General features: G+C 60.6%; 21 protein-coding genes. 9 read left to right on the plus strand and 12 right to left on the minus strand.

The window, feature by feature from the left end; genetic code table 11:
• Positions 1-167: 167 nt before the first annotated feature.
• Genes ACP7B1_RS16985 through ACP7B1_RS16995 form a run of 3 tightly spaced genes read left to right on the plus strand, consistent with a single transcriptional unit; the run spans position 168 to position 1,759 of the window.
• Positions 168-617: a DNA polymerase III subunit chi gene (locus ACP7B1_RS16985; protein WP_105735768.1), complete on the plus strand. Its 450-nt coding sequence runs from the start codon at positions 168-170 to the stop codon at positions 615-617.
• Positions 618-620: 3 nt separating this feature from the next.
• On the plus strand, positions 621-1,211 hold the full coding sequence (locus ACP7B1_RS16990) for a hypothetical protein (protein WP_346305550.1): 591 nt from the start codon (positions 621-623) through the stop codon (positions 1,209-1,211).
• A gap of 2 nt (positions 1,212-1,213) precedes the next feature.
• On the plus strand, positions 1,214-1,759 hold the full coding sequence (locus tag ACP7B1_RS16995) for a GNAT family N-acetyltransferase (protein ID WP_426137144.1): 546 nt from the start codon (positions 1,214-1,216) through the stop codon (positions 1,757-1,759).
• Here the strand turns inward: ACP7B1_RS16995 and ACP7B1_RS17000 are convergent.
• Positions 1,738-2,373 (minus strand): metalloregulator ArsR/SmtB family transcription factor, encoded by a 636-nt coding sequence (locus ACP7B1_RS17000; protein WP_346307794.1) that lies wholly within the window; start codon positions 2,371-2,373, stop codon positions 1,738-1,740. The two genes, ACP7B1_RS16995 and ACP7B1_RS17000, sit on opposite strands and share 22 nt — an antisense overlap.
• Before the next feature lie 118 nt (positions 2,374-2,491).
• Between ACP7B1_RS17000 and ACP7B1_RS17005 the strand changes: the two genes are divergently transcribed.
• Complete coding sequence (locus ACP7B1_RS17005; RefSeq protein ID WP_346307793.1) at positions 2,492-3,919, plus strand: MFS transporter; 1,428 nt, start codon at positions 2,492-2,494, stop codon at positions 3,917-3,919.
• A gap of 266 nt (positions 3,920-4,185) precedes the next feature.
• Positions 4,186-4,476 (plus strand): GIY-YIG nuclease family protein, encoded by a 291-nt coding sequence (locus tag ACP7B1_RS17010; protein WP_346307792.1) that lies wholly within the window; start codon positions 4,186-4,188, stop codon positions 4,474-4,476.
• Positions 4,477-4,645: 169 nt separating this feature from the next.
• On the opposite strand, the gene ACP7B1_RS17015 is transcribed toward ACP7B1_RS17010, so the two are convergent.
• On the minus strand, positions 4,646-6,544 hold the full coding sequence (locus tag ACP7B1_RS17015) for an ABC-F family ATP-binding cassette domain-containing protein (protein ID WP_346307791.1): 1,899 nt from the start codon (positions 6,542-6,544) through the stop codon (positions 4,646-4,648).
• A 216-nt stretch (positions 6,545-6,760) separates the two neighbouring features.
• Between ACP7B1_RS17015 and ACP7B1_RS17020 the strand changes: the two genes are divergently transcribed.
• Positions 6,761-7,453, plus strand: a complete 693-nt coding sequence (locus tag ACP7B1_RS17020) for a glutathione S-transferase family protein (RefSeq protein ID WP_346307790.1) — start codon at positions 6,761-6,763, stop codon at positions 7,451-7,453.
• Positions 7,454-7,699: 246 nt separating this feature from the next.
• Positions 7,700-8,122, plus strand: coding sequence for a nucleoside-diphosphate kinase (gene ndk / locus ACP7B1_RS17025; RefSeq protein ID WP_077114036.1), 423 nt, complete (start codon positions 7,700-7,702; stop codon positions 8,120-8,122).
• Positions 8,123-8,187: 65 nt separating this feature from the next.
• Here ndk and ACP7B1_RS17030 read toward each other — a convergent pair whose 3' ends face one another.
• The 6 genes from ACP7B1_RS17030 to ACP7B1_RS17055 all read right to left on the minus strand — a co-directional run bounded on the left by ACP7B1_RS17030 (position 8,188) and on the right by ACP7B1_RS17055 (position 12,927).
• Positions 8,188-8,619 (minus strand): META domain-containing protein, encoded by a 432-nt coding sequence (locus ACP7B1_RS17030; RefSeq protein WP_346306800.1) that lies wholly within the window; start codon positions 8,617-8,619, stop codon positions 8,188-8,190.
• Complete coding sequence (locus ACP7B1_RS17035) at positions 8,616-9,095, minus strand: molybdenum cofactor biosynthesis protein MoaE (RefSeq protein WP_346306801.1); 480 nt, start codon at positions 9,093-9,095, stop codon at positions 8,616-8,618. The genes ACP7B1_RS17030 and ACP7B1_RS17035 overlap by 4 nt, the downstream gene beginning before the upstream one ends.
• A gap of 4 nt (positions 9,096-9,099) precedes the next feature.
• Positions 9,100-9,357, minus strand: a complete 258-nt coding sequence (gene moaD, locus ACP7B1_RS17040) for a molybdopterin converting factor subunit 1 (protein WP_346306802.1) — start codon at positions 9,355-9,357, stop codon at positions 9,100-9,102.
• Positions 9,358-9,361: 4 nt separating this feature from the next.
• Positions 9,362-9,946, minus strand: coding sequence for a CDP-diacylglycerol--glycerol-3-phosphate 3-phosphatidyltransferase (gene pgsA / locus ACP7B1_RS17045; RefSeq protein WP_105735750.1), 585 nt, complete (start codon positions 9,944-9,946; stop codon positions 9,362-9,364).
• Positions 9,947-10,057: 111 nt separating this feature from the next.
• Positions 10,058-12,166: an excinuclease ABC subunit UvrC gene (uvrC, locus tag ACP7B1_RS17050; protein WP_403172477.1), complete on the minus strand. Its 2,109-nt coding sequence runs from the start codon at positions 12,164-12,166 to the stop codon at positions 10,058-10,060.
• Complete coding sequence (locus ACP7B1_RS17055) at positions 12,163-12,927, minus strand: SDR family oxidoreductase (RefSeq protein WP_403177523.1); 765 nt, start codon at positions 12,925-12,927, stop codon at positions 12,163-12,165. Before ACP7B1_RS17055 ends, uvrC begins: the two co-directional genes overlap by 4 nt.
• Positions 12,928-13,428: 501 nt before the next feature.
• Here ACP7B1_RS17055 and ACP7B1_RS17060 point away from each other — a divergent pair.
• Positions 13,429-14,070: an outer membrane protein gene (locus tag ACP7B1_RS17060; protein ID WP_223611223.1), complete on the plus strand. Its 642-nt coding sequence runs from the start codon at positions 13,429-13,431 to the stop codon at positions 14,068-14,070.
• 63 nt (positions 14,071-14,133) lie between these two features.
• On the opposite strand, the gene ACP7B1_RS17065 is transcribed toward ACP7B1_RS17060, so the two are convergent.
• The 4 genes from ACP7B1_RS17065 to ACP7B1_RS17080 all read right to left on the minus strand — a co-directional run bounded on the left by ACP7B1_RS17065 (position 14,134) and on the right by ACP7B1_RS17080 (position 17,118).
• Positions 14,134-14,730, minus strand: a complete 597-nt coding sequence (locus ACP7B1_RS17065; protein WP_346307861.1) for a glutathione S-transferase — start codon at positions 14,728-14,730, stop codon at positions 14,134-14,136.
• Positions 14,731-14,984: 254 nt separating this feature from the next.
• Entirely contained in the window at positions 14,985-15,734 is a 750-nt protein-coding gene (locus ACP7B1_RS17070; RefSeq protein WP_346305701.1) for a ribonuclease T2, read from the minus strand.
• Between the two features lie 13 nt (positions 15,735-15,747).
• The gene (locus ACP7B1_RS17075; RefSeq protein WP_346305702.1) at positions 15,748-16,197 is read right to left on the minus strand and encodes a hypothetical protein; all 450 of its coding nucleotides are present in this window, start codon (positions 16,195-16,197) and stop codon (positions 15,748-15,750) included.
• Positions 16,198-16,257: 60 nt separating this feature from the next.
• Positions 16,258-17,118, minus strand: a complete 861-nt coding sequence (locus tag ACP7B1_RS17080) for a 23S rRNA (adenine(2030)-N(6))-methyltransferase RlmJ (protein ID WP_346305703.1) — start codon at positions 17,116-17,118, stop codon at positions 16,258-16,260.
• An 82-nt stretch (positions 17,119-17,200) separates the two neighbouring features.
• Here ACP7B1_RS17080 and ACP7B1_RS17085 point away from each other — a divergent pair, with 82 nt between their 5' ends.
• A complete protein-coding gene (locus ACP7B1_RS17085; protein ID WP_346305704.1) occupies positions 17,201-17,731 on the plus strand; it encodes an NADPH-dependent FMN reductase in 531 nt (176 codons plus the stop codon).
• Positions 17,732-17,823 lie beyond the last annotated feature (92 nt).

A 17,823-nucleotide genomic window follows, 5' to 3' on the forward strand; every position in this document is an offset into this window, starting at 1 on the left:
TTGCAAAGCCAATCGCGAACGTCGCGGAGTAAGGCTCCCTGCAATCCACTCCGTCCCTCATGGTGAGCTTGTCGAACCACGCACCACGCACCACCCAATCTTTGACGAATCGGTCCAGGACTGCTTCAACGAAGTGACACTGGCGCGTTTTTGAGCCAAGAGAGACAATGACCGAAATCCTCTTCTACCACCTGACTGAATCGACACTGGAAAACGCGCTTCCGGGTCTGGTCGAGCGCTCGCTGAGCCGCCAGTGGAAGGTGGTCATCCAGACCGGATCGCAGGAGCGGCGCGACAGTCTCGACAATCATCTGTGGACCTGGTCGGATGCGTCGTTTCTGGCCCATGCCACGGATCAGGAGCCGCACCCGGAGGAGCAGCCGGTGATACTGACCACGGGCGAGGGCAATCCGAACGGGGCCACGGTACGCTTTCTGGTGGATGGCGCGGTTCCGGCACATGTCGAAGCCTATGAACGGCTGGTGCTGATGTTCGACGGGCATGACCAGATGCAGCTCGAACAGGCGCGAGAGCAGTGGAAGCAGTTGAAGGCCGGGGGGCACACGCTGACTTATTGGCAGCAGAATGCCGAGGGCCGCTGGGAAAAGAAGGCCTGAGAGATGCGCAAGCTGCTGCTGTTGCTCCTGCTCGCCGGCGTGGCGCTTGGAATTGGCTATCCCTGGTACGCCTATAATTTTTCAGGCAGCGAGCTGGGGTCGTGGCGGGTGTTTGACCGGCCCGGCCCGTACAAGCCCGTGACGGTTTCGTTGAAGGCCAGTGACGGCCCGGTGCGGATCTTTGCCGACATGCAGCCGCTGCGCAGTTTCATTCCGGCCGAAGGGCGCACCGCGCTGACCTCGGTCGTATCGCGGGACGGCCGGGATGTGCTGGTCAAGACGCTTTCCTATGTCAATGCGCAGGCCGCCAACCGGGGATCGCCGCAGGGGCCGCGCTTCTATCGCGACCGGATCGGCGATATCGATCCCGTGGTACCGGGCGATTATATCATCAGAATCGGACCCGGCGATGCCGATGGCCTCGACGTGGCGCAGGTGGATATCGTCCTGCGCAAAGGGGCGGTCAGCATCGACAAGCGCTTCGTTCCGGCTGGCCTGACCATGATCGCCGTCGGTATTTTCGGCTTGATCCGCCTGGGACGCCGCAAGGCCAACCCCAACAGCACGCCGCCAACGCCCAAATGGGGACGCTGATCGTGTCGCCGGGCACTGCCTGCCCGACACTGCTGACGCCGCGCTTGCGCCTGCGTCCGTTCGAAAGCCGCGATGAAGCCGGGCTGCACGCCTGCCTCGCGAACGAAACGCTGACGCGGTATTGGGGCTTTACCGCCTGCACGACCATGGAAGAAACGCGGCGTTGCCTGCGCATCCTGGCAAAGACCACGTCGCCCTATGATTCGATGGCCTGGGCTGTGGCCGACAGGACCACGGACGAGTGCATCGGCATGGTGAACTACCATCACCGCGAGGTCAGCAATCACCGGCTTGAAATCGGCTACATCCTGCGCCGCGAGTGGCACGGGCAGGGGCTGATGAGCGAGGCGGTCAAGACGCTGATGGATTACTGTGTGGCCCATCTGAAGGCGCATCGCATCACGGCGATCATCCATCCCGACAACACCGCTTCAATCCGGCTGGCCCTGCGGCTGGGTTTTCGCTGCGAGGGCGGGCCGATGCGCGATTATTGGCGCGTTGGCAGAGGCTATATGAGCCCGATGCTCTACAGCTTCATTGCCAGCTGAGGGCTGTCCCCCGGCCTTTCCGTGATCCGGTAAGCGCAGCGCCGGGCGCCCTTCAATATATGCTCGAAGCGCCTGATCTCGACATCGGGACCGAGCGCCGCCTGAAACACGTCGAGCTCCGACCGGCACAGTTTCTGGCATGCCCTGGCGGCCACGCAGATCGGGCAGTGGTTTTCCACCAGAACCAGCGCACCCGCCGCATCGCGGGTTGTTTCTGCCATATACCCTTCGGCGGAGCGTATGTCCGCCAGATGCTGCACCCGTTGCTCGAGGGAGCCCGCGTCGGCGAGTTCCCTGCGATAGTGGTCGAGCGTGGTGGCCTCGCGGTGCGCGATCAGCTTGTCAAGCCCCGCATCGCCGAACACGGCTGATATGGACGCCAGGATATCGGCTGTCAGCGCCGCGTGATTGTCGGGAAACTGCCCGTTGCCACTGTCGGTCAGGTGCCAGAAGCGTTTCGGGCGGCCGACGGTCTCGCGGCTGTCTTCAAAGGCGACGAGGCCATCCTCATGCAGCCGCCCAAGCATCTGCCGCACCGCAACGGAGGTAATGCCGAGACGATCCGCCAGGGACGCGGCGGTCTGCGCGCCGGCGACTTTCAGGGAATAGAGCATGCGATTTGTCGTTCGATCCTGCATACCGGCAATGTAACAAAAATCTTTTTAAAAAGCGATTGCTTATTTTATTAAGCGGAATATAAAAACATAAAACTTATTTAATTGAGGTGACGCCATGCATGACCCCGACGATACAGCCAGCGATGCCCGCTGGTCCGAGCTGCTGACCCCGCAGTTTTCCGCCGCAACCACGACGCTTTGCCTCGGCGTGGCGCTGTTTGCCTTCAACGGGTTTCTCGTTTCCACCTCCCTGCCGACGGCCGTGCGCGAGATCGGCGGGCTAAAACTGATTTCCTGGGCCTTCACGCTCTATCTCGTCCTGTCCATCGTCGGCGGTGCCAGCGGCGCGCTGCTGAAGGGCAGGCTCGGCCCGCGCCGGGCATTGGTCGGCGCTGCCATCGTCTTTCTCGCGGGCACGCTGATCGCCGCCTTTGCTTCGTCGATGACGGAAGTGCTGATCGGCCGCGCCCTGCAGGGGCTGGGCGAGGGCGTGATCGCCGCCATCTGCTATGCGCTCATTCCCGACCTGTTCCCGTCGCGCCTGGTGGCAAAAGTGTTTGGCGCCGAAGCCGTCGTCTGGGCCATCGCGGCCTTCGGCGGTCCGCTGGTTGCCGGGCTTTTGACGGAAACCGTATCCTGGCGCGCCGCTTTCCTCGTCAATGTTCCCATGGCGCTGATCTTCATCGCGCTGGTGTTCCGCATCGTACCGCGTTCGGCGGCCGAAGCGGCAGCGCTGTCCGTGCCTTTCCTGCGGCTGGGGGCGATTGGCGGCGGCATCATGCTGGTGGCGCTTGCCGGCATCATGCAGACGCTGACGCTGGAAGTCCTGTGTGTCGCCGGCGCCGCGGCCGTTCTCATTGCCGTCGTTGCGGTTGACCGCCGCAGCCGCACGCCGCTGTTCCCGTCCGATGCCTTTGCCCTGACGTCGACGGTCGGCATCGGCCTGTGGATCGTGCTGCTGATGCCCGTCGCCCAGGCCTCCACCTCGGTCTATCTCGTCATGACCCTGCAGAATCTCTGGGGTTATGGCCCGACCATGGCCGGTGCGTTCAGCGCCAGCTTTGCCGTCGCCTGGAGCAGCATTGCCATTCTGGTGGCCAATGTGCAGGACCCGCGCCGCCGCTCGCGGATGATCCGGCTCGGACCGGTATTGCTGGTGACGGGACTTGCGGTTCTCGTGCTCGGTTTCTCCGCCGATCTGCCGGGTGTGGTTCTGGTCGGCCAGATGAGCATCGGCGCGGGGTTCGGGGTCAGCTGGGGCTTTTTGAGCCAGAGCGTGATGGAATCGGCGCGCGACGGCGAGCGCGACCGCGCTTCCGCCCTCCTGCCGACGCTGCAATCCGCCGGTTATGCCATCGGGGCTGCGGTGGCCGGTCTGGTCGCCAATGCCGCCAGCTATCCGCAGGCAACAAGCCCCGAAGCCTTGCGCGGCGCAACGATGATCATCTTTGCGGTCTCGACGATGATCGGCCTTGCCGCCATGATCGCCGGTTTCGCCCTGCCGCTGCGCAGGAAGACGGTGTTCGCGGCCGATCTGCCGTAGCGGCACGAAAAAGCCCGCCCTGACGAGGGGCGGGCGACAGTTCCGGACGATCCGGAAAATCCAGGAGAGGGGAGGATTTCGACCTGCAAATCCCCTCTCTTGCGATTTTTGCTGTTGGTGAGAATGAGTGACGGTGCGTGGTGCAATCCTCCACCTCCCTCATGGTGAGCTTGTCGAACCACGCACTGTGCATATTGCAACTTTTGTCGAATTGCCTGTTGTGATCCGTTTTCCTAGCATTCAGCGCCGCATATGGAGAGCCAGGCTTGGAGGTCACAGTCTATATTCTGCTGTGCTCGGATGGATCATATTATACGGGGCTGACGAAACAGGACGTTGACGCCCGCGTTTGGGAACATAATGCAGGAATTTGCGATGGATACACAAAACGCCGCCGCCCTGTCCAACTTGTCTTCACCGAGACTTACGACCGTATCCTTGATGCCATAGCACGGGAACGCCAGATCAAGGGGTGGTCACGCGTGAAAAAGCAGGCGCTGATCGCATTGGATTATGAACGCCTGTCTCAACTCTCAAAAAACCGCAGCAAAATTTGAACAGTTAAACCGGCTGCATATGGCTGGTGCGTGGTTCGACAACCTCACCATGAGGGAGGTGGGGGATTGCAGGGAACTCTATTCTGCAACTTCTAAGATCAGCTTTGCAGTCAACTCACTTCCCTCATGGTGAGCTTGTCGAACCACGCACTGCGGGGTAACGTTCCCGTTACAGATCGGCCATCGCCTCTTCATATTCGGTCGACAGCGTCAGCCATTCCTCTTCCGCCCGGGCGAGCGAGGATTTGGCATAGCCGATTTCCTTGCCGATCTGCGTCGCCTTGGCCGGCTCGCGGCTGTAGATGACCGGATCGGCCAGCTGGTCCTGCAGGGTCTCGATCTTCTTCTGGAAGCGCTGCACCATGGCATCGGCTTCCTGGATTTTTTTCTGCAAGGGCTTCAAGGCTTCGCGCTTCTGCGCCGACAGCTTGCGCTGCTCGGCCTTGGTCAGCTTCTGTCCGTCATCGGCGTTGATCTTGCTGTTGCCGGAGCGCTCGGCCTTGGCATCGGCCAGAACCAGCGAACGGTAGGCGTCGAGATCGCCGTCATAGGGCGCAACCGCGCCGTCACGCACCAGCCAGAGCCGGTCCATCGTGGCTTCGATCAGGTGCCTGTCGTGCGCAATCAGGATGACGGCGCCGTCGAAATCGTTGAGCGCATGCATCAGCGCTTCGCGGCTGTCGATATCCAGATGGTTGGTCGGCTCGTCCAGGATGAGCAGGTTCGGACCCTGGAAGGTCGCAAGCCCCATCAAAAGACGCGCCTTTTCACCGCCGGAAAGGTCCTTTGCCGCCGTGTTCATCTTCACCGTGGCCAGGCCCATCTGCGAGACGCGCGCGCGCACCTTGGATTCCGGCGCATCGGGCATCAGCTTGCGCACATGCTCGATGGCATTGTCCTCGGGCACCAGATCGTCGAGCTGGTGCTGGGCAAAGAAGGAAATCTTCAGGTTCGGCGCCACCGTCATCCGGCCGCTCTGCAGCGCGAGACGTCCGCTGATCAGCTTGGCCAGTGTCGACTTGCCGTTACCGTTCGAACCCAGCAGCGCGATACGGTCATCCGCATCGATGCGCAGGTTGAGATGTTTCAGCACCGGCTTGCCCGGCGTGTAGCCGACTTCACCGCTTTCAACGGCGATGATCGGCGATGCCACCACCTTTTCCGGCTCGGGAAAATGGAACGGCGCCACATGGTCTTCGATGACGGACGAAATCGGCTTCAGCTTCTGCAGCGCCTTCAGGCGGGACTGCGCCTGCTTGGCCTTGGATGCCTTGGCGCGGAAACGCTCCACGAAGGCCTCCATATGTTTGCGGTGCGCTTCCTGCTTGGTGCGCTGCTTCTGCTGCAGCTCCAGCGCTTCGCTGCGCAGCCGTTCGAACTGGTCGTAATTGCCCTGCCACAGCGTCAGCTTGGTCTGGTCGAGATGAATGATCGAATTGACGGCCGAGTTGAGAAGGTCGCGGTCATGGCTGATCAGGATGACCGTGTGCGGATAGCGGCGGACATAATCCTCCAGCCACAGCGTGCCTTCCAGATCGAGATAGTTGGTCGGCTCGTCCAGCAGCAAGAGGTCCGGCTCGGCGAAGAGCACAGCCGCCAGCGCCACGCGCATGCGCCAGCCGCCGGAAAAGGACGAGGCCGGGCGCTTCTGCGCTTCGGAATCGAAGCCGAGGCCGGAGAGGATCGCACCGGCGCGCGCTTCGGCCGAATGCGCGTCGATATCGACCAGACGGATGTGGATTTCGGCGATGCGGTGCGGGTCCGTGGCGGTTTCGGCTTCCGCGAGAAGGGCGGTGCGCTCCTGGTCGGCGGCCAGCACGATCTCGAGCAGGGAATCTTCCGTTCCCGGCGCTTCCTGCGCCACCTGGCCGATGCGGATGTTCTTGGGCAGGAAGAAATCGCCGGTTTCCGCCGGCATCTCGCCGGTGATCACCTTGAACAGGGTGGATTTGCCCGCGCCATTGCGCCCGACCAGTCCAGCCTTCGTGCCCGACGGCAGGTTGAGGTTGGCGTGATCGATCAGCAGGCGTCCGGCCATACGCACGGATATGTCGTTGAGAATAAGCATGGCCGCGCTTTTGCACGGGAAATGCGCATTTCGCAAGCCGTGCATGCTGCAGATATCGCCCGATTGCGCGGGAAAGTGGGGTTAGGCGATATCTGTGTCCGATTGGGCACGTTCGCACAGAGCGGCGCGCATGCGAAAATGCTGTTGCAGCAAATTGACTTTCTGCCGAAATGCGTCAGTCTTGCTGCCATAATATCCAAACAGAGGCGCCTTTCCATGGGAATCATTCTGCACGAACTCGTCGGTACGGATCTGAACAGGCCATTCAGCCCGCATTGCTGGAAAACCGTGATGTCGCTGGCCCACAAGGGCCTGCCATTCAACCGCAATCGCGTGTCGTTCAAGGGTATTCCGGAGCTCGAAGGCGCGTTCTCGCCAAAGGTGCCCATCATCCGCGATGGCGATACGCGTGTGGCGGATTCCTTCGAGATCGCCCTGTATCTGGAAGACACCTATCCCGACCGGCCGTCGCTGTTCAAGGGCGAGGGTGGCCGGGCCATGGCCCGGTTCGTCGAGGGCTGGTCGCAGATGACACTGCATCCCTATCTGAACCTCGTCATCCTCATGCCGGTGCACGATATTCTCGATGCGCCGAACCAGGCCTATTTCCGCGAAAGCCGCGAGAAAATCTTCGGCCGTCCGCTGGAGGAGGTGGCTGCCGAACGTGACGCCAGGCACGACGCCTTCACCAAGAGCCTCGAACCGCTGCGCAAGATGCTGCTGTCGCAGCCGTTCATCGGCGGCGAGGGCCCGCTGTTCAGCGATTACATCGTGTTCGGGGCGTTCCAGTGGGTGCGGGTGCTGACGCCGTTCAAGCTTGTGGACGAGAAGGATCCGGTGCATGCGTGGTTCGAGCGCTGCCTCGATCTGCATGGCGGCATTGCCCGCGAGATCAGCGCTGCTGCATAGGTTTGCAATTTGGGCAGCAGGGTTGTGCGTGGTTCGACAGGCTCACCATGAGGGAGATTGAGGATTGCAGGGGGTATATTCTGCAACATCTGAGATGAGCCTTGCAATCAAACCACCGCCCTCATGGTGAGCCTGTCGAACCACGCACCATGCCATTGCCTGTTTCTCGGCACAGCCCCTTGGCAAAGGGGCTGCCTGACGCTATAGAGCCGCCATCCAATTCCCCTAACGACAAGGTTTTATTCCATGGCGATTGAACGCACTTTCTCGATGATCAAGCCCGACGCGACGCGCCGCAACCTGACCGGTGCCATCACACAGAAGCTGGAAGAGGCTGGTCTTCGTGTTGTTGCTTCCAAGCGCGTCTGGATGAGCCGCCGCGAAGCCGAAGGCTTCTACGCCGTTCACAAGGAACGTCCTTTCTTCGGCGAACTCGTTGAATTCATGTCCTCCGCACCGACCATCGTCCAGGTTCTGGAAGGCGAAAACGCCATTGCCCGCAACCGCGAAGTCATGGGCGCCACCAACCCGGCCAATGCCGATGAAGGCACCATCCGCAAGACATTCGCCCTGTCGATCGGCGAAAACTCGGTTCACGGTTCCGATGCGCCTGAGACAGCCGCTGAAGAAATCGCCTACTGGTTCTCCGGTACGGAAGTCGTCGGCTGATTGTTTCAGATCAGACAGCGAGAAGCCGGGATTTTCCCGGCTTTTTGTTTTAAAGGGCTGTGAATTCAGTCCTGCCGCGCCAGCTGCGCAATGGTTTTGCCCGATGCATCGCGCAAGATGAGTTTGCCGCCGACGACCGAAAAGGAACGGGTGCGTTCCAGCGCCGTAAAGAACTTGTGTTCCTGATCCATCAGGGCAGGCGGGCAGAGTTTGCGCGTTGCCGCCGCCGGCTTGAATGTGAGCTTGCGGCCTTTGACCACAGCCTTGCTCATGAAACGGTTGCAGCCGCCGGAACCGCTCACCGCACCGTCACGGCCGATCGTGAGGGTTGTCTGGGCGAAGTCGATGACGCCGCCGCCATTGATGTCTTCCGCCAGCCAGGACACACCGGTGATATCAGGCACGCGGCTTTCGCTGTGTGCCTTGAACGACAGGCCGAACAGCGCGATCACGCCGGCGAAGCCGATGAAGAGTGACAGAATGGCAAGCCGTCTCATTTCTCAATCTCCTGCCAGCGCGTAAGTGCCGCCGCATCGGTCGATTTGGCCTCGACCCAGCCGCTTGCCGCACCACTGGCAAGGTGTTCCTTCTTCCAGAAGGGTGCGGCATTCTTCAGATAATCCATCAGGAAGGCGGCAGCGTCAAAGGCGGCGCGGCGATGGGCGGAGGCAGCCACGACCAGCACGATGTTCTCGCCCGGCCGGATCATGCCATAGCGGTGGATGACCGTGAGCCCCGTCAGCGGCCAGCGGCCGAGCGCTTCGCCGGCAATGCGGGTGATTTCGCGGGCGGCCATTTCGGGATAATGCTCGATTTCAAGCGCCTGCAGCGTCCCGGCTTCATCCCGGCACAGGCCGCTGAAGGTGACGACGGCGCCAATGTCATGGCGTCCCGATGTCAGGCGGGCAATTTCAGCGGCCGTATCGAAATCGTCGCTCTGGATGGCGACGCGCGGTCGGATCGCGCCGGACATGGCTTCAGCCGCCGGTCATGGGCGGGAACAGGGCAATCTCATGCGCGCCGCCAATCGGCGTCTTGTGGTCGACATGTTCCTGGTTGATGGCCACGCGGATGACGTCCTGATATTCCAGCGCCGCCTCATATTCCTCGCCGCGGGTTTTGAGGTGGCTCAGGAGATCGCCGACGGTCACGATGGAGGGCGCGAGATCGATGATCTCCTCGCCCTTGCCGATGCGTTCGCGCACCCACGCGAAATATACAAGTTTCACTGCCATGGCTCTAGTCTACCACATGTTTGAGGCCGGCACGGAAATAGTCCCAGCCGGTATAGAGTGTCACGAGGGCCGCCACCCACAACAGCGCGATGCCGAACTGCGTCGTATGCGGCACGATCTTGTCGCCGGCGGGCCCTGCCAGAAGGATGGCCACGGCAAACATCTGGATCGTCGTCTTCCATTTCGCCAGCTGGCTCACCGGCACGCTGACCTTCAGTTCCGCCAGATATTCGCGCAGGCCCGAAACGAGAATTTCGCGGCACAGGATGATGATCGCCGCCCACAGCGTCCAGCCGGCAATGGTTCCGTCCGCCGCCAACAGCAAAAGGCAGGCCGATACCAGCAGTTTGTCGGCTATCGGATCGAGCATGCGGCCGATGGTCGAGGTCTGTTTCCAGATGCGTGCGAGATAGCCGTCGAAGAAGTCGGTGATGCTGGCAATGGCGAAGATGACCAGCGCGCCCCAGCGCGCCGCATCGCTGGATTGCAGGCTGCCTTCAAGGAAAAAGCACAGCACGACCAGCGGCACCGCGAGAATGCGCCCATAGGTCAACAGGTTCGGCAAGGAGTAGGCGTTGTTCTTGGGCATATTTCCAACCAATCAAATCAGTGCCGATCAAACGGGCTTGTCCGCCAAACGTCAAGCTCATCATTCCGGAGTCGGGCGCAATTGTGTCCCGATTTCAATAAGTAAACCAAACTAGGTGCGAAAATGATCGCGAATGGTGATGGCCATTGCTTCCGATATCCCGTCCACCTTCATCAGATCCTCCACAGCGGCCTGCGATACAGCTTTAGCCGTGCCAAACTGATGAAGCAGTGCACGTTTGCGTGAAGGGCCGATCCCGGCGATCTCATCCAGCGGATTCTTGACCATTTCCTTCTTGCGCTTGGCGCGGTGCGTGCCGATGGCAAAGCGGTGCGCCTCGTCGCGCAGCCGCTGCAGGAAATACAGGACGGGATCGCGCGGCGGCAGGGTGAAGGACTGCTTGCCCTCCATGAAAAACCGCTCGCGCCCGGCATCGCGGTCCACGCCCTTGGCAACGCCGATGGCCGTCACCTTGTCGGCAATCCCCATCTCCTGCAGAATGCCGCGCACCGCGCTCATCTGGCCCTGGCCGCCGTCGATCAGGATGATGTCAGGCCATGCGGGGAAGGCATCGGACTCCTCGTCGAATTCATCGATCTCCTCATCCGCCGGTGCATCCGGCATGTCCTTGTTCTCCGGCGTGCCGTGTTCCTTGACGAGGCGGCTGAACCGGCGCTCGATCACTTCGCGCATCATGCCGAAATCGTCGCCCGGCGTGATCTCCGTCGAGCGGATATTGAACTTGCGGTACTGGTTTTTGACAAACCCCTCCGGCCCCGCGACGATCATGCCGCCGATGGCATTGGTGCCCATGATGTGGGAGTTGTCGTAGACCTCAATGCGGCGCGGTGTCTTTTCCAGACCGAAGGTTTCGGCGACCCCCTTGAGCAGGCGCGACTGCGACGAGGTCTCGGCCAGCTGGCGGCCAAGCGCCTCGCGGGCATTGCTGAGCGCGTGTTCGACAAGATCCTTCTTCTCGCCGCGCTGCGGCACGGTGATCGTCACCTTGCGGTCGGATTTCGCCGTCAGGGCAACACCGAGCAGTTCCTGATCCTCCACCGTTTCCGACAGCATGATCAGCGAGGGGCAGGGCTTGTCGTCGTAGAACTGCGCCAGAAAGGCCCCGAGCACCTCGGCGCTCGACAGCGACGAATCGGCCTTGGGATAATAGGCGCGGTTGCCCCAGTTCTGGCCCGTGCGGAAGAAGAACACCTGAATGCAGGTGGTGCCGCCATCCTGATAGATGGCAAAGACATCGGCCTCTTCAACCGATTGCGGGTTGATGCCCGAATGCGACTGGACGTGGGAGAGAGCAGACAGGCGGTCGCGATAGACCGCCGCGCGCTCGAAATCGAGTTCGGCGGAGGCTTCGCGCATGGCATCGGACAGATGGGTTTTCACCGCCTGGCTCTTGCCGGACAGAAACGCCTTGGTCTCGGTGACCAGCTCGTCATAATCCGCTTCGCTGATTTCACCGGTGCAGGGACCCGAGCAGCGCTTGATCTGGTAGAGCAGGCACGGACGCGTGCGGTTTTCGTAGAACGAATCGGTGCAGGTGCGCAGCAGGAAGGCGCGTTGCAGCGCGTTGATCGTGCGCCCGACAGCACCCGCCGAGGCAAAGGGGCCGAAATAATCGCCCTTCGAGGAGCGGGCACCGCGATGCTTGAAAATGCCCGGTGCCAGCCGCCGGTCGGTCTGCTTGGGCGCCGTCAGCAGGATATAGGGAAACGACTTGTCGTCCCGCATCAGAACATTAAAGCGCGGGCGCAAGCGCTTGATGAGATTCGCTTCCAGCAGCAGCGCTTCGGTCTCGGTGCGGGTGACGACGAATTCCATTTTCATGGTTTCGCGGATCATGCGGGCGATGCGGTTGTTGTGGCCCTGACCGCGTGCATAGTTGGAAACGCGCTTCTTCAGGTTGCGGGCCTTGCCCACATAGAGCACATCGCCGTCCCCGTTGAACATGCGGTAGACACCGGGCTTGTTGGGCAGGCGCTTGACCAGTTCGCCAATAACATCGGCACCGCTGGTTCCGTCGCTTTCGACGCTGGAATCCCATTCGATCGCATTGATCAGCGCGGCGACATCGCGGATCGGCTCGCTGTTTTCCTCGGCGAGCGGACCGTCGTCATCCAGCATCACATCGCTATCCTCCGCGTTCCCGTCGGGGGAAAGCGGCGGGGCCGGATCGATTGCCGGATGATTGCGTGCGTTGGTCATTCTGCCATTCCCGTGACATCCGGCGTCTCCCACGCCAGATGCTGCCCGCCATCCAGGGCAATCATTTGCCCGGTGATGGAGCGCGTCTGCCAGAGATAGCGGATCGTGTTGCCGAATTCTGCCAGATCGGGCCCGTGTTTCAACAGCAGGCCGTCAACTTGTTGTTCAAAATCGATTCTCTCCTGACGTTCGCCCTGCATGGTCGGGCCCGGACCGATGGCATTGACCCGGATATGCGGGGCCAGCGCCTGCGCCATGGTCTGGGTCGCGGCCCACAATGCGGCCTTCGACAGGGTGTAGGAGGTGAATTTCGGCGTGAGTCTCCACACGCGCTGGTCGATAATATTGACGATGAGGCCGTTCTCCCCGTCGGGAAGCGCTGATTTCATCGCATCCGCCAGCAGGACCGGGGCCTTCACGTGCACGGCGAAATGCCTGTCCCAGACGCTGTTGTCGAAATTGCCGAACCCGTCGTCATGAAAGATCGACGCATTGTTGACAAGAATTTCCACCGGACCGAGCGCATCCTCGGCGCTGCCGATCAGGCCGCGAACCGCGTCGCCGTCGGTCAGATCCGCCTGGACCACCGCCGCGGTGCCTCCGGCCGCCTCTACTGCACGCAGCAGAGCTTGACCCTCTTCGAGCGAATGATTGCAATGAATAGCCACAGCAAAACCGTTGGCGGCAAGATTCTCTACAATCGCCTTACCAACGCGCCTTGCGCCGCCTGTGACAAGGGCAACGGTCTTATCTCTGTGCAAATGGCTCTCCCAATCCTGCGATTCATGCTCGAATATAGGGACGATATCGGCAAAGCGCGAGGGTTTGGCGGCATCTGCACTGACAAATGAGAAATACCAGTTATTCATCTCATTCATGGCATTTTCGCCAGATGAAGGTGCGTATAGCCACGAAAATCGGCCGAGAAATGCAAGAATAATGCAGAGTTTAAGTATCGGTTAAGTATACTATATTGAAATCGACGGATTGCGGACTTTTCAATAAAATTTTCTCAAATATTTCGTAAAATCTATTTTGTCGTACTATTTTTACGCCGTTGAAATCATTGGCTAATTCAAAATGTTGCATAATGAACACATCGCATTTCTGCCATTTTCTCGACAGTTTCTTTTCACAGTCTGGCGCGAGTGCCGCCACAATGAGAAGCGAATGTTCCTCTCGTTCAGCGGACGCAACTTTTGGTTCATCCCCCCGACCAAGTGCCCGCTCCGTGTAGAAGAGTTTAAAAAAAGGAGATTGCCATGCGCACTCTTAAGACAATGATCCTCGCTTCGGCGGCTGTGCTGACGCTCTCCGCCCCCGTTCTCGCTGCTGACGTCATCACCGAACAGGCTCCTGCGCCTGAAGCTGCATACCAGGCGCCCCAGGCCGATTGGTCTGGTGCATATCTCGGTGTTTACGGCGGTTATGGCTGGAACAAGAACAAGACCAGTGTTGGCAAGCTCGATGCCGACGGCCTGAAGGGTGGCGCTTACGGCGGCTACAACCTGCAGAACGGCCAGTTCGTATACGGTGCTGAAGGCGACATCGGCTACTCCGGTGCCAAGGAAAACAACTTCGGCTACAAGGCCAAGCAGGGCGTAGAAGGTTCTATCCGTGCCCGTGCCGGTATCGCTCTTGATCCGGTCCTGCTCTACGGTACAGGCGGTGTTGCCATTACCGACAGCAAGCTGTCCGGTCCTCTCGGCAGCGAAAGCAAGACCCACGTCGGCTGGACAGCCGGTGCCGGTGCAGAAGCCAAGATCACCCAGAACATCGTTGGCCGCGTTGAATATCGCTACACCGACTTTGGCAAGAAGGACTATGATCTGGGCGGCATCGACAGCGTATCGAACAAGATCACCACGAACGAAGTTCGCGTTGGTGTTGGCTACAAGTTCTAATCTGGACTTGACCTCCAGAAAAAGCCGGGCAGGAAACTGCCCGGCTTTTTTGTTGTTCCGGATTTACTTCGGCAGCAGTGCCGCAAGCTCGGGATGCAGTTCTTCGAACCGCTTCTGCCAGCGCTTGAGTTTCGAACGGCCCTTTTCCCATTTGCCTTCGAACCGCAGGGTCGCATAGGCGAGGGCGGCGGCCAGCGCGATATGGCCGCCATGCAGCTTCTTGCCGAGGCGCGGCGGCGCCGCATTGAGATAGTCGAGCACGCGGATCGCCTTGGCCCACTGCCAGTCGAGCCACGGCTGATGGATTTTTTCTTCCGGATGGAAGCGCCGCTCATAGACATGGGCAAGCAGGACATCGCACAGGCCGTCCGCAACGGATTCCAGCTGTTCCGCCTCCAGCCGCTTTTCGGCATTGCGCGGGAAAATCTTGTTGCCCGACACGCGGTTGAAATACTGGGTGATGACGCGGCTGTCGTAGAGCGCCTTGCCGTCGTCGAGAATGAGTGTCGGAATCTTGCCGAGCGGATTGGCGTTGATCAGTTCAGCCGGGGCCGTATTGGTGTCCACGAGGACACTTTCAATCGGAATGCCGGCGTAATGGGCAGCCATGCGCACCTTGGTGCTGTAGGGCGAGGCGGGGGAATACAGAACTTTCGTCACGATGACGCTCCTCGGTTGACGATTCGATGGCAAACGGTAAACGCCCGGCGGCTTTTCGCAAAGCGTTCAGATCAGATTGACAACACCCCCCTCTGTCCTACCGGACATCTCCCCCACAAGGGGGGAGATCACATCGACATCAATGATTTCAGGAAACATTCAACCGTTCAAGATTGGATGAAACGATAGTGAAGGCTGATCTCCCCCCTTGTGGGGGAGATGGGCGGCAGCCCAGAGGGGGGTGATCGGCAGCTCTACCGCGTTCCCGGCATGTCGACGGAGCGTCGGCGGCAAGAGGAGCGGTCCACCTCCGGGCAACTGCGGAACTGCAGGTCCTTGGTCAGGCAGACGCGCACCTCGCGCAGGTATGTGCTGTCGCAGGTGACGGAGACCGCATCCCGCGTCATTCCCGGATTGGCCGCGACAAAGGCCTGTTCGACAAGTTGCGGATTGACGGGCGCCCGCTGGGTGGGCTGGCTATAGGCGGACGGGATGGCGACGCGCGATACCGCCTGCCGCATCACGGAAAAATAGTCTTTCTGCGTCAATCCGGTGCAGGTGCCGTGCTTGCGCCATTCGTAGGTGACGAGCCCGGCGGACGGCATGATGTCGGAAATCTGCCTGGCCTGGCTGAACGGTACGTCGCGCGGCTCGTCGGTGGTGCAGTCCTGCGGATAGCCCTGTTCATATTGCGGCCAGAGCCCGTGCACGACGAAGCCATAGGGGCGTCCTGTCGAGCATTGCTGCCGGTTGGCATTCGAGCCCTCGGCGGCGCAATAGCTGGGCGACCAGGACAATGCGAGAACGTAGAAATCAAAACCGCTGCCCGCCGGCACGGATGCGGCGGGCGCGCCGGTTGTCTGGCGTTCGCCCGCGGCAATCACCCCGGGCGTCTGCGAGGGAACAAGACTTTCGCGCGGCTGCTGCTCACGCAGATAGGTCAGTACCGACACGCCGAGAAGCGCTGCAAACAGGGCATAGCGCGCCAGGCTGCCGAGCTGCATCAGCGGTCACGGATCATTTCAGGCTGCGGCAGCTGCCATTGTAAACGTTCCAGCGGTCGAACCCGGCCACGCAGAACTCGACATTGTTGCCGATGGAAGCGTAACCCAAGCCTTCTTCGACCACATACCAGACTGGACGCTGCCTGCCATCGGAGAGATGAGCGGTCGCCTGGCAATAATAGCGCGGGACGGCCGACATTTCCGGATTGCGGCTCGGCTCATAGCGCTGCTGATGAACGTCGCTGAAATCCTGGATTGCCACCTGCTGCAGGCCCGGCACGTGATGCACCTGATAGGAGAACCGGTTGACGATGCGATTGAGGACACCGGATTTGCCGCAGGTGTCGTCATAGGTCTGGCTGGGCGCGCGTTGCAGGAAATCGGCGGAAAACGCCGGAACGGCGGACGAAATTGCCAATGCAGCGCCAAGGGTCGTGGCGAGAAGGGTGGAAACGCGTGCCATAGGGGTCACTCTCCATGAGGTATCGATTTGCGACCAATGTCGGACAGCCGATGCGCGCGGTCAAGCACCAACTTGCTCGCCGCGGATCCAATCGACGGTGAAACCGGCATTCTGCCCGTCACTGAGGACTTTTGACAACGCCGGGAAAACGCTGCGCAGCTCGCCCTCCAGCGTGAAAGGCGGATTGACGATGATCATGCCGGTGCCATCGAGCCGCGGTTCCGGCGAGGGCGTTCGAATCATCAGCTCCGCGCGCAGGATTTTGGGAATGCCGGTATCGTGCAGGAGGGAGGCGAAACGCTTGACCTCCTGGCGGTCCTTGACCGGATACCAGAAGGCATAGGTGCCGCCGGCAAAACGCCGGTGCGCCTTGACCAGGCCTTCCGCCAGGCGGTCGAATTCCCCGCCGATTTCGAACGGCGGGTCGACGAGGATGAGGCCGCGCTTTTCCTTGGGCGGCAGGTGGGCGCCCAGCGCCAGCCAGCCGTCCAGCTGTGTCACGCGCACCTGCACGTCGCCTTCGAACACCTCGGCAAGGAGCCGGGCATCGTCCGGATGCAGTTCAAGTGCCGACAGCCGGTCCTGCTTGCGCAGCAAGTGCCGCACGATCAGCGGCGAACCGGGATAGTGGCGGATGGCGCCATCGGGATTTTCGGCGCGCACAATGTCCAGATAGGGCTGGATGAGGCCGGCGACATCCGTATCCAGTTTGGCCTCGAGCAGGCGGCCGATGCCGCTCTGCCATTCGCCTGTCTTGCCCGCTTCCGTTCCCTTGAGATCATAGCGGCCGATACCCGCATGGGTATCGATGACGCGAAAGCCATGGTCCTTGCGCTGCATATAGAGCACAATCCGCGTCAGGATAATGTGTTTGACGACATCGGCGAAATTGCCGGCGTGATAGGCGTGACGGTAGTTCATGGCCCTGCTTGTTTCACGATGTTGGTGCTATCGCAAGCATCTCGCTATGCTGATTGTCAAATTGATTCCCGAAGGTCTTCCAATGACAAAACTTCTCGCCATGTCCGGCAGCCTGCGCGCCGTTTCCATGAACAAGTCGGTGCTGGAAGCCTGCAGTCAATTGGTACCCGCCGGTGTCAGCGTGGCGCTTTATGCGGGGCTGGCGGGGTTGCCGCCCTTCAATCCCGATCTCGACGGCGACAACCCGCCCAAGAAGATTGTGGCGTTGCGCAAGCAGGTCGGTGCGGCGGATGGTCTGATCATTTCCTGTCCGGAATATGCCCATGGCATTCCCGGCAGCTTCAAGAACATGCTGGATTGGCTCGTGTCGTGCATCGAATTCCCGGGAAAGCCGGTGCTTCTGATCAATACTTCGCCGCACTCGGAGCGCATCACGCCGCTTCTCATGGAAGTCCTGATGACGATGTCGGCGCATGTGGTCACGAGTGCGTCGCTCACCCTGCCGCTCAAGGGCAAGAAGCTGGACGCGGACGGCATCGCCAAAAGCGCGGAATTCGGTGCGCCGCTGCGCGCGGGTCTTGCCAGTTTTGTCGACGGTATCAATGCCGTTTAGAACTTCTCATTTTAAAGATGAGATTATCGAATTTGCCTTATGACCCAAATGTGTCATTGAGCGCGGAGAGCACGCGCATTTCGGGCGTGCCG

Source organism: Phyllobacterium sp. SL163, from assembly GCF_049896885.1.
GTDB lineage: Bacteria > Pseudomonadota > Alphaproteobacteria > Rhizobiales > Rhizobiaceae > Phyllobacterium > Phyllobacterium calauticae.